Below are 17311 nucleotides of genomic sequence, written 5' to 3'. Positions count from 1 at the left end.
CAATGAAACAGAGTTTACAGACCTTAAAAGGTGTCGGAGAAAAAACGGAAAAACTTTTTTTCAGACTCGGTATCTATGATACCGAAGATCTCCTTCACTATTATCCAAGAAATTATGACGCATTTGAAGCGCCGGTAGATATCGCAGACCTTGAAGAGGGGACGGTGAAAGCCGTCTCTGCTGCGGTATGTTCCGGCGTTTATGTTCGTTCGGCGGGCGGAAAACAGATCATCACCGCAACAGTTGCCGACCAGAGCGGAAAACTTTCCGTCATATGGTTCAACATGCCATACTTGAGAACAATTCTCAAAAAAGGCAGTACTTTCGTATTACGTGGACGGGTCATCAAAAAACAAAACCGGATTCAGATGGAACATCCGGAAGTTTTTACCCCGGCAGCATACGAAGAGATCCTGCACAGCCTGCAGCCAATCTACGGCCTGACAAGCGGACTTTCCAACAAAACCATTACCAAAACGATCCGGCAGCTTCTTGAAAATCTTCCTATGTATAGTGAGTTTCTTTCGGAAGATATCCGACAGCGTTACCAGCTTGCAGACATTAATTATGCACTGCGCACTATTCATTTCCCACTCAGTATGGAAGAACTGCTTGTTTCCAGAAAGCGTCTTGTCTTTGATGAATTTCTGCTGTTCATCCTGTCCATCCAGATGATGAAAGAAAAAAATGAAGAAACTCCCAATTATTTTCCGATTCAGAAAACCTGGGTTACTGAACAGATCATCGAAAATCTTCCTTATTCTCTGACAAATGCACAGCTGAATACCTGGCATGAGATTGAACGTGATATGTCCGGTCAGGCACTTATGTCACGTCTGGTACAGGGTGATGTAGGAAGCGGAAAAACGATCATTGCTTTTCTTGCCATGATTCTTTCCTGCGAAAACGGTTATCAGTCAGCATTGATGGTTCCGACAGAAGTCCTTGCCAAACAGCACTATAAAAGTTTTATGGAACTTTTAGCACAACAGGGACTTGATTTTTGTACAGTGCTGCTTACAGGTTCCAACACTGCAAAAGAAAAACGTGAAATTTATGCCAAAATTGCTTCAGGTGAAGCACAGATCATCATTGGCACACACGCACTGATTCAGGAAAAAGTTGTCTACAAAAATCTTTCACTTGTCATCACTGACGAACAGCACCGCTTCGGTGTCAAACAGCGGGAATCTCTTGCCGAACGCGGAAATCCGCCCAATGTCCTTGTCATGAGTGCAACACCGATTCCCCGGACACTGGCAATCATTTTGTACGGAGATCTTGATATCTCGGTAATTGATGAGCTTCCCGCCAGGAGACTTCCGATCAAGAACTGTGTCGTGGATACTTCTTACCGTCCAAAGGCGTATTCCTTTATTCAAAGACAGGTGCGGGAAGGCAGACAGATATATATCATCTGCCCAATGGTAGAAGAAAGCGAGGGCCTCGACGCAGAAAATGTCCTTGACTATACTTCAAAGATCAAATCCATCTTTCCATCGGATATTCAGATAGAATATCTTCACGGTAAAATGAAAGCCTCTGAAAAAAACAAGATCATGGAGCGTTTTGCAGCAAACGAAATACAGATTCTCGTTTCAACGACAGTTGTCGAAGTCGGTGTCAACGTGCCGAATGCCACGGTCATGATGGTTGAAAATGCCGAACGTTTCGGTCTTGCACAGCTTCATCAGCTCCGCGGACGTGTCGGTCGTGGAGAGCATCAGTCCTATTGTATTTTTGTACAGGGAAACAAAGAAGACACTACCTCAAAGAGACTGGAAATCCTCAACAAATCCAACGACGGATTTTATATTGCAGGCGAAGACCTGAAGCTTCGCGGACCGGGAGATCTGTTTGGCATCCGCCAGAGCGGTGTAATGGAATTTCGCATTGGGGACATTTATAACGATTCCTCCATTTTGAAATCCGCCAGTGAGGCAGCTTCGGAAATCCTTTCACTGGACCCGGACCTGACGCTTCCGCAGAATCAGCTTCTGAAAGAACAGTTGCAAATTGTAACAAATCGTAGTATTCTAGTACCGTAAAAAACCAAATCATCTTGTAAGGAGGCTATTATGGCTACAAGAACTACCACAAAAAAAGCAGAACTCAAGACATCCACTGCAAAACCAACTACCGAAAAAGAGGCTCCTGCAAAAAAGACAACTACTGTAAAAGCTGCAGTTAAAGGAACTGTTAAAAAAGCAACTACCAGAAAGACTACTGTCAGAAAAACCGCTTCCAAAAAAGCTGTTTCTTTAAATACCGAAGTATATGTACAGTGGCTTGGTAAAGAAGTATCCGAAAAAGATATTGTAGACAGCATCAAAAGAATCTGGACAGAAGAAATGGGCAAAAAAGAAGCTGATCTTACAGATCTTAAGATTTATATTAAACCAGAAGACAATGGTGCACATTACGTAATCAACAACGATATCACAGGCTTCATCAGTTTATAATCTTTCATTCAATATTACAATATTATTTTTCATTCAGATTCAGATGATCTTTATGGTCATCTGAATTTTTTATTTCCAGATCAGCCAGTAAGTTCCAGTTTATTTTTCTGCATCTTTCATATACTAGCACTGTAACATCCAATTAAACGAAAACCAAGGAGGAAATAATCATGACAAAAAACACTTCTTCTAACAGAGCAGTTGTACCAGAAGCAAAAGGCGCCCTTGATCGTTTTAAATTTGAAGTTGCAAACGAACTGGGAGTACCGCTTACAGACGGATATAACGGAAACCTGACTTCCAAACAGAACGGAAGTGTCGGCGGCTATATGGTCAAAAAAATGATCGAACAGCAGGAACGCCAGATGTCCGGAAGTTCCCAGAACGAACAGTACTGATCATTCTGAGTAATAAACAAAATTCCTGAATTATTCAGGATACAGACAGTGCAGCCCTGAAATCTGTAATCAGATCACGGACTGTACTGTTTTTTTGTATAAATTTTCAAGAAATAATTGCCAATTTTTTGTTGACTTGTTATAATATATGAGAATAGCTATATTTTAACTAAAAAACCAGTAATGTATTGGTGAAAATGGAGAGATGAACAATGAATTTAGGAATCATTGCACACAACAGTAAAAAAGTACTTATCGAAGATTTCTGTATCGCATACAAGAATATACTCGCCAAGCATGAGGTTTATGCCACAGGAACTACCGGTCGTCGAATTGAAGAAGCCACAAACCTTCATGTGCATAAGTTTCTTGCAGGAAGCATTGGCGGAGACAAACAATTTATGGAAATGGTAGAGCGTCAGGATCTGGACATGGTCATTCTTTTTTATAATCCTGTTATGATGGATCCGAAAGAACCTGATATTCATGCCATAGTCATGCGCTGTGACCAGTATAATATCCCGGTTGCTACCAATATCGCAACCGCTGAACTACTGATTCTCGGACTTGCCCGTGGCGATCTGGATTGGAGACTTAATTTAAAATGAGAGTAATAGCAGGAACAGCCAGACGACTCAATCTCAAGACCGTACCTGGCATGGAAACACGACCGACAACTGACCGTATAAAGGAAACTCTGTTCAATATTCTGCAGCCTGAAATGCCGGACTGCCGCTTTCTTGATCTTTTCAGCGGAAGCGGAGGAATCGGCATTGAAGCGTTAAGCCGTGGTGCTGCATATGCTGTATTTGCAGAAAAAAATCCAAAGGCCTGCAGCTGTATACGTGACAATCTTTCATTTACAAAGCTTGCCGAACATGGTAAACTTTTGAACATGGATGTTATACAGGCACTCCGCTCCCTCGAGGGCGAAGAAGCCTTTGACTGTATTTTTATGGATCCGCCATACAATCACAATCTGGAACGTCAGGTACTTGAATACCTGTCCGACAGCTCACTTGCTGATGATCACACACTTATCATCACAGAGGCTGATTTGCATACGGATTTTTCCTATGTGACTGATCTCGGATATGAACTGGCACGGTCTAAAGAATACAAAACAAACAAACATGTATTTTTATATAAAAGAAAGTGAGATCACACATGGTAACAGCAGTATACCCCGGAAGTTTTGATCCGGCGACCTATGGTCATCTGGATGTCATCCGGCGTGCAAGCGTCTCTTTCGACAGAGTAGTAGTCGGAGTTTTGCATAATTCTTCAAAAAGTCCGTTGTTTTCTGTGGAAGAACGTGTTAATATATTGGAAAAGGCGACAAAAGACATACCAAATGTAATCATTAAACCATTTGACGGTCTTTCTGTTAATTTCGCAAGAGAGAATCACGCACAGGTAATCGTGCGTGGTTTACGTGCTGTCACGGACTTCGAATATGAACTTCAGATGGCACAGACAAATCGAGTTCTTGCTCCTGATGTAGATACTATATTCCTCACCACCAGTCTGGAATATGCTTATGTCAGTTCCACCATCATGAAGGAGGTCGCCCGCTTCGGAGGAGATTTGTCCAACTTTGCGCCGCCGGAGATCATTAAGACATTACGCATGAAACTTCAGCAGGTAAACAAGAAAAATTAAAGAGAATGGAGAATATACTATGAGCAGCAGAATCGAACAGATTATTGATGAAATTGATGAATTTATAGAGAGCTGTAAATTCCAGCCTTTATCCGCAACTAAAATCATTGTAAACAAAGAAGAAATCGAAGAACTTTTAAGAGAACTCCGCCTGAAAACACCGGACGAGATCAAACGTTATCAGAAGATTATCAGCAATAAGGATGCCATTCTGGAAGATGCACAGTCCAAAGCAGACGGTATTATTGCCGACGCACAGGCAAAGGCTCAGGAGCTTGTTACACAGCATGAGATCATGCAGAAAGCATACGCACAGGCAAATGATACCATCAATGCAGCCAACAAACAGGCGCAGGAAATTCTTGATTCCGCAACTCAGGATGCAAACAGCATCCGTTTAAGCGCAATCACTTATACAGATGATATGATGGCAAACATCGGTTCCGTACTGGCTCAGACACTGGAAGATGCAGGCGGTAAATACAAAGGATTCATTGATTCCCTTCAGAGCTGCCTTGATGTTGTAAACCACAATCGTCAGGAACTGGCTCCACAGACTGCACAGGCTGCAGCTATGACTGGATCTTATCACGAAGATACCAACAATGCACCGGAAGAAGACAGTCTTTTAGATGATCTTGGCGACGAGTAATATTAAAATCACAGCAATTACTCCGTTCAGAAGTTTTGCCACGATATAAGACCGTGCAGATAGTTCTTTTGTCACAAGACTTCTGGTCTGGGCTGCTATACAGAATCCGCCGGATGCAGTAAGAAAAACAGCCAGTATACTTTTTGTTATGTCCGGCAGTATAAGTGGCTGCAGGCGATAGAGCCCGGTAGTCAGCTCCAGCATTCCTGTCAACAGATATCCCGGAACATTATGTGGTATATAACAGCGACTGATGCAGGCAGACAAAATGGCAAACATAAGAATGTATCCACCCAGCCGGGTAATTGTTTCAAACCCATTCATAATGGAGACATCCAAAAAAGCTTCTGATGAGCTTGTGGCGGGTGTCTCTTTTTTCGTAACTGTTTCTTCGCCGAAATATTTTTTCTTTCGAAAAATTATAAAACGAAAAAATTGTGCCGTCATCCATTCAGACGCAAAAAGAATCAACATCATTTTTGAAAATGGAACTCTGTCATTCAAACAGATCTGACACAGATATGTACGGACAAATACAGGACTTGGCTGATTCACAAAGGTTAGCAGATATTCCGCTTCCTTTTTTGTGATCTGTCCATTTTCATAAAGATCCGATGCTGTTTTTGCCCCCATAGGATAACCGCACAGCATTCCGACCAGAACTGCGTATGCACCGGCAGGAGAGCAGCCAAAAATAATTTTCCATGGCTTTTTGAACGATGCCAGTAACCGGCTGATCAGGCCTGTCTGCACCAGTATTCCGGTAAGGATAAGAAAAGGCAGGAGTGTCGGAATCATGACATTCAGCCACAGATTCAAGCCTTCTCTGGCCGCTTTAAGTGCTTCCGCCGGATACACAAGTATAAAACCAATCTGCATGACGCAGAATATTGTAAAAAAAAGTTTTTTCATATTCATATTTTTTATATGTTTTGCTTTACTTTATGCCACATATCAGACAGATATGTCGATAAAATATAACAAACAATGATTGTCATCATTTATTTCATGGAGGAAATCAATATGAGAGTATTAGAAAATTGCGAACCCAAAAAAGTCTTTTATTATTTTGAGGAAATCTGCAAGATCCCGCATGGTTCCAGAAACACCAGACAGATCAGTGATTATCTTGTAGATTTTGCAAAAGAGCATGGTTTCAAATATGTTCAGGATGAGCTGAACAACGTCGTTATCTACAAACCTGCAACCGCCGGATACGAAAATGCTCCGACCGTCATTCTTCAGGGACATATGGATATGGTCTGCGAAAAAAGGCCTGATGTAGAGCATGACTTTACCAAAGACGGTCTGAACCTTTCTATCAAAGACGGATATGTATCTGCAAACGGCACCACACTCGGTGGTGATGATGGCATTGCAGTTGCTTACTCCCTTGCACTTCTTGACAGCACAGACATCCCTCACCCGGCACTGGAAGTTCTGGTTACTGTAGATGAAGAGATCGGTCTTCTCGGAGCTTTCGGGCTTGATTGCAGCGTACTCAGCGGCAAACGTATGATCAACATGGATTCCGAAGCAGAGGGAAGTCTCTGGATCAGCTGTGCCGGTGGTCTTTCCGCAGTCAGCCATATTCCGGTTCAGCGTGTCGCAGCAGAAGGCGAAAAGCTCGAAGTTAAAGTCGGCGGTCTTATGGGCGGACATTCCGGTTCTGAAATTGATAAAAAACGTGCAAATGCCAACGCTATTATGGGAAGATTTCTCTATGCCCTCAAACAGGAAGCAGATTACGAAATTATTTCTTATGAAGGTGGTCAGAAAGACAATGCCATCACAAGAGAAGCCATATGTGAAATTCTTGTTGCCGGAGAAGATGTCGAAGCAGTAAAAGCCTGTGCCGCCAAAGCAGAAAAAGGGGTACGTGAAGAATACGCAGGTACTGACGGCAACATCTCTGTCCTGATTACAGAAGAAGGACATGCAGAAACTGATGTACTTCATCCGACCAGCCGTGAAAAAGTATTATTCTACCTTGTACAGATTCCGTTTGGCATACAGAAAATGAGCGGCAACATTGAAGGTTTAGTGGAAACATCTACAAACATCGGTATCGTCAAGCTGTCCGACGATGAATTCTTCGCCAGATCCAGTGTCAGAAGTTCCGTAGAAGCTGCCAGAGATGCTCTTTCTGATAAGATTCAGTATCTGACCGAATTCCTTGGCGGAGAATATGAAATTCAGGGTGCTTACCCAGCATGGGAATACCGCAAAGATTCCCCGCTCCGTGACAAAATGGTATCTGTTTACGAGGAAATGTACGGACAAAAACCGGAAGTCGTAGCCATCCATGCCGGTCTCGAATGCGGTCTTTTCTACAAAAAGATTGAAGGTCTTGACTGTGTATCTCTCGGACCAGACATGAAAGACATCCATACTTCTGAAGAAGTGCTTGATATCGCATCCACGGAACGTGTATGGAATTATCTTGTCAAAGTTCTGGAACAGTTAAAAGACTGATTCTGAAATATTTATAACCGATATTTATATACAGAAGATCCCGCACTCTGGCGGGATTTTTCTGCATATACTGTGAAGAAATCTTTACAGAAAGGCTTTCTTCTGTATGAAATCCAATCGCCTATTTTTCTTTATCATACTGCTTGTTCTGATTCTGAACTGCTGCAGCATGATCTGGCTGATTCAGGACCGGAGCCATGTTTCAGATCTTACTTCTGTCTCCTGTAATTCGGAATTCTTTCGCGAACAGTTCCTTTCTCCTTCATTATATGAAAAGTTATCCGAGCTTTCCGATTCCGGACAGTCATTCGCAAAATTCCTTACTGCAACCATGCTTGACGGACATTTTCATCCCGAAACTGTCTCCACAAACACGACGCCTTATCTGAAATACAAAAGAGAAGAATTTCTGCTTCTGAAAAAATGTTATGAAATGATCTGGACAGATCTGGAATATTTTCCTGTTGCAGACCCGGCGGTCTTCTTTGAAAACAGCTGGATGACACCGCGCAGCTATGGCGGAAAACGCCGTCACGAAGGCACTGACATCTTTGCCTCGCACAATATTTCAGACTATTACCCGATTATCAGTATCACTGACGGCATTGTCGAACAAAAAGGCTGGCTTCCTCTTGGCGGCTATCGAATCGGAATCCGTTCTGAATCCGGTGCATATTTTTATTATGCACATCTTGCCTCTTATGAACCGGAACTTACAGTCGGTGATACGGTTTCTGCGGGAGATATTCTTGGATTTATGGGAAATACCGGCTACGGAGAGGAGGGCACTGCCGGAAAATTTCCGGTTCATCTTCATCTCGGAATTTATATTTCTACTCCGTACACCAGCGAGATGAGTGTGAATCCCTACCATATCTTGTACATTCTTCGAAAAAACATAAGAAAGTACACATATTCCTAACATAATTTCTGCAATCTGTGTTATAATGTACGAGAAGTTTTGTCTTCCGGTACTATGGAACATTTCTTCAATGCAACAACTCGTCAAGGAGCGATTTATATGGAAATACAGTTATGGAGAAGTATTTTATGTCCATATGAGCTTGCTGTCAGAGAACTGATGGTAAAATTTGAACATATTATAGATGAACATAAGCAAAATGACCTGTATTCTCCGATAGAGCAGGTCAGCGGCCGTGTAAAAAGCCTTCCAAGCATTCTGGAAAAAATGCAGCGCAAGCATATCCCGATGGATAAAATGGAAGAAGAAATAGAAGACATTGCCGGAATCCGTATCATATGTCAGTTTGAAGAAGATATCGATACTGTTGCCGCGATTATCCGAGGCCGCAGCGATATGGTGATAAAAAGTGAAAAAAATTACCTCAAACACATCAAACAAAGCGGATACCGAAGTTATCATCTGATCATTTATTATACTGTAGATACGATCAGCGGTCCGAAGAAACTGCAAGCAGAAATCCAGATCCGTACCATGGCAATGAATTTCTGGGCAACGATTGAACATTCCCTGCAATACAAATACAAAGGTGAAATGCCTTTGCATGTAGCAGAGCGACTCAGCAATGCAGCCGACGCTATCATTGCACTGGATCATGAAATGTCCTCTGTCCGCAACGAAATCATGGATGCGCAAAATTCTTCTCAAATGCAGTCCAATCTTGTCAAAGATATTCTTCTCAGCATCGAAAATCTTTACAAGATTTCCAACAAACGGGAAGTCGAAAAAATTCAGGACGAATTTTTGCGTGTTTTCCGAACGAAGGATCTGCAGCAGCTTGCACGTTTTCACTGTCAGCTTGATATTATTGCCGAGGGCTATCGTGCACAGTCCGTATCATTTTAGGAGTAACGCATGCAGGATTTTTTACCAATAAATAAAAAAGATATGAAAAAAAGAGGATGGGATTGTGTAGACTTTGTCTACGTTACCGGTGATGCCTACATCGACCATCCTTCTTTTGGTTCCGCGATTATCAGCCGGCTGCTGGAGAGCAGAGGATATCGGGTCGGAATCATTGCACAGCCTGACTGGCGCAAAAAAGAAAGTATTCAGGTATTTGGTGAGCCACGTCTCGGATTTCTTGTTACAGCCGGAAATATGGATTCGATGGTAAACCATTATACCGTATCACGCAAACACCGTCAGAAAGATGCATATTCACCGGGTGGACAGATGGGGCTCCGACCGGATATGCCAACGGTTGTTTACAGCAATCTGATCCGTCAGACCTACAAACATACACCGATCATTCTCGGCGGCATCGAGGCAAGTCTTCGTCGTCTGGCACATTATGACTACTGGAGTAACCGTGTGCGCCGCAGCGTCCTTATGGATTCCGGTGCCGATCTGATTTCATATGGAATGGGAGAGCATTCCATCATTCAGATTGCAGAAGCTCTTCAGAGCGGAATTCCGGTCGAAGAAATCACCTACATTCCGGGAACCGTCTTCAAAAGCAAAGAACTTTCCCGTGTTTATGATCCGATTGTACTTCCGTCTTTTGAAGCCGTCGCTGCAGACAAAAAAACATATGCCGAAAGTTTCAATATACAGTATCGCAATACAGATCCGTTTACTGCACATCCACTTGCAGAAGATTACGGCAACAGAGGATATGTCATACAGAATCCGCCGGCGCTTCCTCTGACACAACAGGAGATGGACGATGTCTATGATCTTCCGTATCGTGAGACATGGCATCCGGTCTATGATTCCATGGGCGGCATTCCTGCTCTGGAAGAAATCAAATTCAGCCTCACGAGCAACCGTGGCTGCTTCGGTGGCTGCAATTTCTGTGCACTGACCTTTCATCAGGGAAGGATCTTACAGACCAGGAGTCATGAATCTATACTCAAAGAAGCCCGAAAAATGACACAGAATCCGGATTTCAAAGGTTATATTCATGATGTCGGCGGACCTACCGCAGATTTCCGTCAGCCTTCGTGTCAGAAACAGCTGACAAAGGGTGTCTGCCAGAACAGGCAGTGTCTGTTTCCTGAACCCTGCAAAAATCTCAGAGTGGATCATTCAGATTACGTTTCTCTGCTTCGGAAACTGCGGGAAATTCCGGGGGTCAAAAAAATATTTATCCGTTCAGGTGTCCGTTTTGATTATGTAGTTGCAGACAAAAATCCTGTTTTTTTGAAAGAACTTGTGAAGCACCATATCAGTGGACAGCTCCGTGTAGCACCGGAACATGTTTCCAATCAGGTACTTCATTATATGGGAAAACCAAACCATCAGGTCTATGAGGCTTTCCTTAAGGCTTATGACAAAGAAAATCAGGCTACCGGCAAAAAGCAGTACGCGGTACCTTATTTTATGTCATCCCATCCGGGATGTACACTCAAAGACGCGGTAAAACTTGCTGAATATGTACGTGATCTCGGTTTCACACCGGAACAGGTACAGGATTTCTATCCGACACCATCTACGCTGTCTACCTGTATGTATTATACCGGCATTGATCCGAGAGACGGAACACCGGTTTATGTACCACGTGATCCACACGAAAAAGCAATTCAGCGCGCCCTGATGCAGTACAAAAATCCTTCCAACCGCAAACTGGTTCTTGAAGGACTAAAAAAAGCGGGACGCATGGATCTGGTTGGCTTTGGACCGAAATGCCTGATTCGTCCGGAGCGAGATGGCAAAGACAACAACCAGCGTACAGAACGTACTTCCTCTGGTCATAAAGCATCATCCGGAAAAAGAACCGGTCGAACGATCCGCAACACCCATAAGAAAAAGACCCGAAAATAACTAAAGGAGCGTTTCATGAGTAAAATAAATATATTTTCCAACAGCAGCAAAGGCGATTTCGGATACCTTTCCTCAGAAAAAAAAAGGCGTATTCTGATCACAGCCATCTTGTTTGCCGTACCGCTGTTGATTTTTTTCACCGCATTATTATATTTTCATACAAGACTGACGATCTGGACTGTCGTAGCCGTTGTAGGCTGTCTGCCCGCATGTAAATCACTGGTCAGCCTGATCATGGTCTATCGCGCCAGACCAATGGATGCTTCTGTTTATAAACAGATCCGCCAGCATACCGGAAAACTTACCATGTCATATGAAATGTACATGACCTTTTATGAAAAAAGTGCTTCCATTGATGCTTTTGCAATCTGCGGAAATGTTGTAGTCGGTTACAGCAGTGATCCGAAAATCAACGTTTCTTATATGGAAAAAGAAGCTCAGAAAATTCTCCGCGGAAACGGTTTCAAGGTCAATGTAAAAATATTTACAAGACTGGAGCAGTTTCTGGAGCGTCTGGATTCCATGAATGAGCATAGGGAATCACTGGAAGAGGGCATCAAATTCCGTCCGGATGAGAAGTATCCGGATCTTTCCAGAGATGAACTGATCAAACACACAATTCTTGCAATCTGCCTGTAAAGGAGCCATATGAAAGAATTTCAGATTACAGATAATGAAGCGGGGCAGCGCTTTGATAAATATCTTGCCAAACTGCTCGGGAATGCGCCCAAAAGTTTCTTTTATAAGATGCTCCGCAAGAAAAACATCACTTTAAACGGCAAAAAGGCAAGCGGGAATGAAAAACTTAAAAACGGCGATCAGATAAAGCTTTTCTTAAGCGACGACACATTTGCAAAATTCAGCCAGCAGGAGCAGACCGCAAGAGCCGTTACAGACCTTGATATTCTTTATGAAGACAGTGATATTCTTTTAATCAACAAACCTGTCGGCATGCTTTCTCAGCCTGATGATACAAAAGAACCATCACTCGTAGAATATCTGATCGGATACCTTTTAAATAATGGTTCCATTACAGAAGAAGGACTGCGTACTTTTCATCCGTCTGTATGCAACCGTCTGGACAAAAATACAAGCGGTATCGTCGCAGCAGGAAAGTCCCTCGCCGGACTTCAGGAATTGTCCTCCCTGTTTCACGACCGCACGATCCATAAGGATTATCTCTGCATTGTCAAAGGTATCCTGACCGAAAAAGAACAAATCCGCGGATATCTTTACAAAGACACAAAGCTTAATAAAGTAACCATATCAAAAATAAAAATAAAAGATGCCCAGCCCATAGAAACACACTATGAACCGCTGGGACATACCAGTCATATGACGTTTCTGCGTGTGCGTCTGATCACTGGACGGACACATCAGATTCGCGCCCATCTTGCCTCCGAGGGGCATCCCCTTGCCGGCGATATGAAATACGGTCAAAAAGAATTTAACCGTTATTTCCATGAAAAATATCATCTGAACCATCAGCTGCTTCATGCATACCGGCTGACTTTCCCGGAGCTTACCGGAAAACTCGCCACATTGTCCGGCAAATGTTTCCTTGCACCTTTGCCAAAGCAGTTTTTAACCATATTAAAAGAAGAACACTTAGAGGAGAGTTATTATGAAAATCTGGAATGAAATCTGGGATTATGTAAAAATGATCATTATTGTCGTTGTCGTTGTTCTTGTAGTAAATAACGTAGTTCTTATCAATGCAAAAATTCCTTCTGAATCCATGGAAAACACGATCATGACCGGCGACCGTATCTTTGGATTCCGCATGGCATACGGTCTTAACTTTGACTTCTTCGGCAAACACATCTCACACAAAACAAAAGATCCGGAACGTTTTGATATCATTATCTTCAAATTCCCGGATGATGAAAGTCAGTTATTCATCAAACGTCTGATCGGACTTCCCGGTGAAACTGTTGAGATCCGTGACGGAAAAGTCTACATAAACGGTTCTGATGAGCCATTGGATGACAGCTTTGTACCGGAAGTGCCGACCGGAAATTATGGCCCGTATACCGTACCGGAAAACAGTTACTTTATGCTTGGAGATAACCGTGAATATTCCAGAGATTCCCGATTCTGGCAGAACACCTTTGTTTCCTTTGATGAGATCGTAGGCAAAGCGATCGTTCGCTATTATCCATCTATTAAACTTCTGAAATAAGAGGAATATTTATGGCAACATGGAACAGCAGGGGTCTCCGGGGATCTACCCTGGAGGATCTCATCAATCGCACAAACGAACAATACGCCGAGAAAAAGCTTGCCCTGATCCAGAAGATTCCCACACCGATCACTCCGGTCCGTATGGACAAAGAAAACCGGCATATCACACTTGCTTATTTCGAACAGAGAAGTACCGTAGATTATATCGGCGCCGTACAGGGGATTCCTGTCTGCTTCGATGCCAAAGAATGCAGTGTTGATACGTTTCCATTAAGCAATATCCACCCGCATCAGGTCGAGTTTATGAATGCATTCGAACAGCAGGGGGGCATTGCTTTTTTTCTTATCTTTTTCAGTCATGCTGATTTATTTTATTACCTGCCATTACGTGATCTGATGATTTTCTGGAACCGCATGAAAGAGGGCGGGCGCAAAAGTTTTCGACGCGAAGAATTAAATAATATTTATTATCTCCAGAAAAAAAACGGATTTCTGATCCCGTATCTTGACGGAATCCAGACAGATTTGAAATTGCGGGATTGACAATTTGGGTTTTTCCTATTATAATTTCTTTGTTTTATATAGTAGCATGGTAGCACGTTAAAGTATTCTACCTACAATGAGGAGGAAACGATTATGCAGCGAATTTTTCACACGCCGGAAGGTGTACGCGATATTTATAACGGAGAGTGCAGTCAGAAGCATCATCTTCAGACAGAAATCCGCAAAGTATTTGACTCCTATGGATATGAGGAGATTGAAACTCCTTCTTTTGAATATTTTGAAGTTTTCAGCAGAGAGGTTGGAACGATTCCATCCAAAGATCTTTATAAATTTTTTGACCGTGAGGGAAACACTCTGGTATTACGTCCGGACTTTACCCCATCTGTTTCAAGAGCCTGTGCCACTTACTTTAATCCGGATCAGGAAGTTGTCACACTTTCCTATACCGGAAATACTTTCATTAATAATTCCAGTTATCAGGGACGTCTGAAAGAAACGACACAGATGGGTGTCGAACGTATCGGTGATGATTCTGCCGAAGCAGATGCAGAACTTCTTGCCATGACTGTAGAATGTCTTCTTAAATCCGGCCTGAAAGAGTTTCAGGTCAGTGTCGGACAAGTGGATTATTTTAAGTCCCTTTTACAGGATGCCGGACTGGATACCGAAGCAGAAGAAAATCTCCGTTCTCTGATTTCCCAGAAGAATTACTTTGGAGTAGAAGATCTTGTACACAGCCAGAACATTCCCGAAAACCTTGAAAAAGCATTTCTGGAGCTGCCGCATCTCTTTGGTTCCGCAGAAGTCCTCACAAAAGCGCGCAGCCTGACAGACAATACCTGCGCGACCAAGGCAGTCGAACGTCTGGAAGAAATCTATGAGATTCTGAAATTCTACGGATACGAAAAATATATCAGTTTTGATTTTGGTATGCTCAGCAAACTGCAGTATTATACCGGAATCATTTTTCAGGCATACACCTACGGAACCGGTGAACCGGTCGTAAAGGGCGGTCGTTACAACGAGCTTCTGAAACACTTCGGAAAACCTGCCGCCTCTATCGGTTTCGGTCTCGCCGTAGATAATCTGCTCATGGCATTAGCCAGACAGAAGATCAGCCTTCCGGAAAAGAAAGCACCGGTTATCCTGACTTATACGGAAGCCAACCGCCGTGAAGCCATCCTGAAAGCTCAGGAACTCAGAAGCAAGGGGACATCCGTTGCCCTGCGCCGTGAAAAGGAGGACTGCTGATATGAGATATCTTACTGTTGCACTTACAAAAGGACGACTTGCCCAGAAAACTCTGGATATGTTTGAAAAAATCGGTATCACCTGTGAGGAGATGCGTGATAAAGATACGCGCAAACTTATTTTTGTCAATGAGGAACTGAAATTACGGTTTTTCCTTGCAAAAGGTCCTGACGTACCTACCTATGTTGAGTACGGTGCCGCTGATATCGGCGTTACCGGCAAAGACATCATCCTTGAAGAAGGACGCAAAATGTATGAAGTTATGGATCTCGGTTTCGGAAAATGCCGTATGTGCGTCTGCGGACCGGAAAGCGCCCGTGAACTTCTGCAGAATAATCAGCTGATCCGCGTAGCAACAAAATATCCGAATATTGCAAAAGATTATTTTTATAATAAGAAACATCAGACTGTAGAAATCATCAAACTCAATGGCTCCATCGAACTTGCTCCGATCGTCGGACTGTCCGAAGTGATCGTTGATATTGTAGAAACAGGAAGCACACTCCGCGAAAACGGATTGAATGTTCTCGAGGAAGTCTGCCCGCTTTCCGCAAGAATGGTCGTCAATCAGGTCAGCATGAAAATGGAAGATGAACGAATCCGCAATCTGATCCGTGATCTTCGAAATGTAATTGATAAGTAAAAACAGAAGGGATGAGCACAATGCGTACAGTAGCACTCACAAAAGAAAGCACAAAAGATATTCTGGAAAATCTCCTGAAACGAAGTCCGAATAACTACGGCAAATTCGAATCTGCCGTTGACGAGATTCTCCACAAAGTAAAAACCGAAGGCGATTCCGCCCTTTTTGCCTATACGAAAGAATTCGACAAAACCGAAATTACCGCAGATACGATCAAAGTCACCGAAGAAGAGATCAAAGAAGCTTATGAAGCTGTGGATCCGGCACTGATCGATGTCATCCGCAAAGCACTGGTCAACATCAGAAGCTATCATGAAAAGCAGAGACAGAACAGCTGGTTCACCAGCGAAACAAACGGAACCATGCTCGGTCAGAAAGTAACTGCCCTTGAAAGAGTCGGTGTATATGTACCGGGTGGCAAGGCAGTATATCCTTCCTCCGTTCTTATGAACATCGTACCTGCCAAAGTTGCAGGTGTTGATCAGATCGTTATGACCACGCCTCCGGGAAAAGACGGTAAAGTAAACCCTTCCACACTTGTCGCCGCAAAAGAAGCCGGTGCTGACGAAATTTACAAAGTCGGCGGTGCGCAGGCGATCGGAGCTCTTGCTTACGGTACAGAAAGTATCCCGAAAGTTGATAAGATCGTAGGACCTGGAAACATTTTTGTTGCTCTCGCAAAGAAAGCCGTATATGGATATGTCAGCATCGATTCTATCGCAGGACCAAGTGAAATTCTTGTGCTTGCCGATGAAACAGCAAATCCGAGATATGTAGCCGCAGACCTCCTTTCTCAGGCAGAACACGACGAACTTGCTTCCGCAATTCTGATCACCACAAGTAAAGAATTGGCTGCAAAAGTCAGCGAAGAAGTGGATGGTTTTGTCAAAATTCTTTCCCGTAAAGAAATCATCCGGAAATCCCTTGACAATTTTGGCTACATTCTGATTGCTGAAGATATGGACGAAGCAATTGAAGCTGCAAACGCCATTGCTTCCGAACATATGGAAATCGTAACTGCCAATCCGTTCGAAGTCATGATGAAAGTACGTAATGCAGGTGCTATCTTTATCGGAGAAAACAGTTCTGAACCTCTCGGTGATTATTTTGCAGGACCAAACCACGTTCTTCCTACAAACGGAACAGCTAAATTTTTCTCCGCACTTTCCGTAGACGATTTTGTCAAAAAATCAAGCATCGTATATTATTCAAGAGAAGCACTGCGTAAGATTCACACGGATATCGAGCAGTTTGCTACATCCGAACAGCTGACCGCACACGCAAATTCCATTGCGGTACGATTCGAAGACGAAGAACAGTAGGAGGAAAAAC

19 protein-coding genes are annotated in these 17311 nt (G+C 43.1%); 18 read left to right on the top strand and 1 reads right to left on the bottom strand.

Translation table 11 applies throughout. The annotated features are described in order from the left end of the window. Nucleotides 1-2 precede the first annotated feature (2 nt). The 7 genes from recG to H8Z79_RS05025 all read left to right on the top strand — a co-directional run bounded on the left by recG (nt 3) and on the right by H8Z79_RS05025 (nt 5174). Nucleotides 3-2048 (top strand): ATP-dependent DNA helicase RecG, encoded by a 2046-nt coding sequence (gene recG / locus H8Z79_RS05055; RefSeq protein ID WP_015542687.1) that lies wholly within the window; start codon nt 3-5, stop codon nt 2046-2048. Between the two features lie 30 nt (nt 2049-2078). Beyond that, nucleotides 2079-2462 carry a DUF6465 family protein gene (locus H8Z79_RS05050; RefSeq protein ID WP_015542688.1) on the top strand — a complete coding sequence of 128 codons (384 nt, stop codon included), beginning with the start codon at nt 2079-2081 and terminating at the stop codon, nt 2460-2462. A gap of 170 nt (nt 2463-2632) precedes the next feature. After that, on the top strand, nt 2633-2860 hold the full coding sequence (locus H8Z79_RS05045; protein WP_072521173.1) for an alpha/beta-type small acid-soluble spore protein: 228 nt from the start codon (nt 2633-2635) through the stop codon (nt 2858-2860). 212 nt (nt 2861-3072) lie between these two features. Then, complete coding sequence (locus H8Z79_RS05040; protein WP_022215179.1) at nt 3073-3468, top strand: methylglyoxal synthase; 396 nt, start codon at nt 3073-3075, stop codon at nt 3466-3468. Further along, nucleotides 3465-4019 carry a 16S rRNA (guanine(966)-N(2))-methyltransferase RsmD gene (rsmD, locus tag H8Z79_RS05035; protein WP_118039710.1) on the top strand — a complete coding sequence of 185 codons (555 nt, stop codon included), beginning with the start codon at nt 3465-3467 and terminating at the stop codon, nt 4017-4019. Before H8Z79_RS05040 ends, rsmD begins: the two co-directional genes overlap by 4 nt. A gap of 8 nt (nt 4020-4027) precedes the next feature. Then, the gene (coaD, locus tag H8Z79_RS05030) at nt 4028-4522 is read left to right on the top strand and encodes a pantetheine-phosphate adenylyltransferase (protein ID WP_015542692.1); all 495 of its coding nucleotides are present in this window, start codon (nt 4028-4030) and stop codon (nt 4520-4522) included. 19 nt (nt 4523-4541) lie between these two features. Next, complete coding sequence (locus H8Z79_RS05025) at nt 4542-5174, top strand: hypothetical protein (protein ID WP_015542693.1); 633 nt, start codon at nt 4542-4544, stop codon at nt 5172-5174. On the opposite strand, the gene H8Z79_RS05020 is transcribed toward H8Z79_RS05025, so the two are convergent. Continuing rightward, on the bottom strand, nt 5151-6086 hold the full coding sequence (locus H8Z79_RS05020) for a hypothetical protein (protein WP_147348995.1): 936 nt from the start codon (nt 6084-6086) through the stop codon (nt 5151-5153). The genes H8Z79_RS05025 and H8Z79_RS05020 overlap by 24 nt on opposite strands. A gap of 111 nt (nt 6087-6197) precedes the next feature. Here H8Z79_RS05020 and H8Z79_RS05015 point away from each other — a divergent pair, with 111 nt between their 5' ends. From H8Z79_RS05015 to hisD, 11 genes are all read left to right on the top strand, one after another. Then, on the top strand, nt 6198-7649 hold the full coding sequence (locus tag H8Z79_RS05015) for an aminoacyl-histidine dipeptidase (protein WP_118039712.1): 1452 nt from the start codon (nt 6198-6200) through the stop codon (nt 7647-7649). Between the two features lie 106 nt (nt 7650-7755). Beyond that, nucleotides 7756-8571: a M23 family metallopeptidase gene (locus H8Z79_RS05010; protein WP_118039713.1), complete on the top strand. Its 816-nt coding sequence runs from the start codon at nt 7756-7758 to the stop codon at nt 8569-8571. Between the two features lie 99 nt (nt 8572-8670). After that, the gene (locus H8Z79_RS05005; RefSeq protein ID WP_118039714.1) at nt 8671-9477 is read left to right on the top strand and encodes a GTP pyrophosphokinase; all 807 of its coding nucleotides are present in this window, start codon (nt 8671-8673) and stop codon (nt 9475-9477) included. Between the two features lie 9 nt (nt 9478-9486). Further along, the gene (locus tag H8Z79_RS05000; RefSeq protein ID WP_118039715.1) at nt 9487-11397 is read left to right on the top strand and encodes a YgiQ family radical SAM protein; all 1911 of its coding nucleotides are present in this window, start codon (nt 9487-9489) and stop codon (nt 11395-11397) included. Nucleotides 11398-11412: 15 nt separating this feature from the next. Then, nucleotides 11413-12036: a hypothetical protein gene (locus H8Z79_RS04995; protein WP_015542698.1), complete on the top strand. Its 624-nt coding sequence runs from the start codon at nt 11413-11415 to the stop codon at nt 12034-12036. A 9-nt stretch (nt 12037-12045) separates the two neighbouring features. Beyond that, a complete protein-coding gene (locus H8Z79_RS04990; RefSeq protein ID WP_118039716.1) occupies nt 12046-13038 on the top strand; it encodes an RluA family pseudouridine synthase in 993 nt (330 codons plus the stop codon). Next, complete coding sequence (gene lepB / locus H8Z79_RS04985) at nt 13022-13579, top strand: signal peptidase I (RefSeq protein ID WP_015542700.1); 558 nt, start codon at nt 13022-13024, stop codon at nt 13577-13579. Before H8Z79_RS04990 ends, lepB begins: the two co-directional genes overlap by 17 nt. An 11-nt stretch (nt 13580-13590) precedes the next feature. Then, complete coding sequence (locus H8Z79_RS04980; protein WP_015542701.1) at nt 13591-14124, top strand: Holliday junction resolvase RecU; 534 nt, start codon at nt 13591-13593, stop codon at nt 14122-14124. A gap of 93 nt (nt 14125-14217) precedes the next feature. Beyond that, nucleotides 14218-15336 (top strand): ATP phosphoribosyltransferase regulatory subunit, encoded by a 1119-nt coding sequence (gene hisZ / locus H8Z79_RS04975; RefSeq protein WP_118039717.1) that lies wholly within the window; start codon nt 14218-14220, stop codon nt 15334-15336. A gap of 1 nt (nt 15337) precedes the next feature. Then, nucleotides 15338-15979 (top strand): ATP phosphoribosyltransferase, encoded by a 642-nt coding sequence (hisG, locus tag H8Z79_RS04970; protein ID WP_015542703.1) that lies wholly within the window; start codon nt 15338-15340, stop codon nt 15977-15979. Between the two features lie 20 nt (nt 15980-15999). Further along, the gene (gene hisD / locus H8Z79_RS04965) at nt 16000-17301 is read left to right on the top strand and encodes a histidinol dehydrogenase (RefSeq protein ID WP_118039718.1); all 1302 of its coding nucleotides are present in this window, start codon (nt 16000-16002) and stop codon (nt 17299-17301) included. Nucleotides 17302-17311: the final 10 nt, after the last annotated feature.

This window comes from Blautia intestinalis (genome assembly GCF_014297355.1).
GTDB lineage: Bacteria > Bacillota > Clostridia > Lachnospirales > Lachnospiraceae > Blautia_A > Blautia_A intestinalis.
The sequence above is the reverse complement of the archived record's forward strand: the minus strand, read 5'-3'. Positions and strand labels throughout refer to the sequence as shown.

What these genes read in the sequence shown, in the direction of transcription:
- hisZ (WP_118039717.1), top strand. Translation starts at nt 14,218, where the DNA reads ATGCAGCGAATTTTTCACACGCCGGAAGGTGTACGCGATATTTATAAC.
- hisG (WP_015542703.1), top strand. Translation starts at nt 15,338, where the DNA reads ATGAGATATCTTACTGTTGCACTTACAAAAGGACGACTTGCCCAGAAA.
- H8Z79_RS04990 (WP_118039716.1), top strand. Translation starts at nt 12,046, where the DNA reads ATGAAAGAATTTCAGATTACAGATAATGAAGCGGGGCAGCGCTTTGAT.
- coaD (WP_015542692.1), top strand. Translation starts at nt 4,028, where the DNA reads ATGGTAACAGCAGTATACCCCGGAAGTTTTGATCCGGCGACCTATGGT.
- H8Z79_RS04995 (WP_015542698.1), top strand. Translation starts at nt 11,413, where the DNA reads ATGAGTAAAATAAATATATTTTCCAACAGCAGCAAAGGCGATTTCGGA.
- lepB (WP_015542700.1), top strand. Translation starts at nt 13,022, where the DNA reads ATGAAAATCTGGAATGAAATCTGGGATTATGTAAAAATGATCATTATT.
- H8Z79_RS04980 (WP_015542701.1), top strand. Translation starts at nt 13,591, where the DNA reads ATGGCAACATGGAACAGCAGGGGTCTCCGGGGATCTACCCTGGAGGAT.
- H8Z79_RS05050 (WP_015542688.1), top strand. Translation starts at nt 2,079, where the DNA reads ATGGCTACAAGAACTACCACAAAAAAAGCAGAACTCAAGACATCCACT.
- rsmD (WP_118039710.1), top strand. Translation starts at nt 3,465, where the DNA reads ATGAGAGTAATAGCAGGAACAGCCAGACGACTCAATCTCAAGACCGTA.
- H8Z79_RS05000 (WP_118039715.1), top strand. Translation starts at nt 9,487, where the DNA reads ATGCAGGATTTTTTACCAATAAATAAAAAAGATATGAAAAAAAGAGGA.
- H8Z79_RS05010 (WP_118039713.1), top strand. Translation starts at nt 7,756, where the DNA reads ATGAAATCCAATCGCCTATTTTTCTTTATCATACTGCTTGTTCTGATT.
- H8Z79_RS05045 (WP_072521173.1), top strand. Translation starts at nt 2,633, where the DNA reads ATGACAAAAAACACTTCTTCTAACAGAGCAGTTGTACCAGAAGCAAAA.
- H8Z79_RS05040 (WP_022215179.1), top strand. Translation starts at nt 3,073, where the DNA reads ATGAATTTAGGAATCATTGCACACAACAGTAAAAAAGTACTTATCGAA.
- hisD (WP_118039718.1), top strand. Translation starts at nt 16,000, where the DNA reads ATGCGTACAGTAGCACTCACAAAAGAAAGCACAAAAGATATTCTGGAA.
- recG (WP_015542687.1), top strand. Translation starts at nt 3, where the DNA reads ATGAAACAGAGTTTACAGACCTTAAAAGGTGTCGGAGAAAAAACGGAA.
- H8Z79_RS05015 (WP_118039712.1), top strand. Translation starts at nt 6,198, where the DNA reads ATGAGAGTATTAGAAAATTGCGAACCCAAAAAAGTCTTTTATTATTTT.
- H8Z79_RS05025 (WP_015542693.1), top strand. Translation starts at nt 4,542, where the DNA reads ATGAGCAGCAGAATCGAACAGATTATTGATGAAATTGATGAATTTATA.
- H8Z79_RS05005 (WP_118039714.1), top strand. Translation starts at nt 8,671, where the DNA reads ATGGAAATACAGTTATGGAGAAGTATTTTATGTCCATATGAGCTTGCT.
- H8Z79_RS05020 (WP_147348995.1), bottom strand. Translation starts at nt 6,086, where the DNA reads ATGAAAAAACTTTTTTTTACAATATTCTGCGTCATGCAGATTGGTTTT.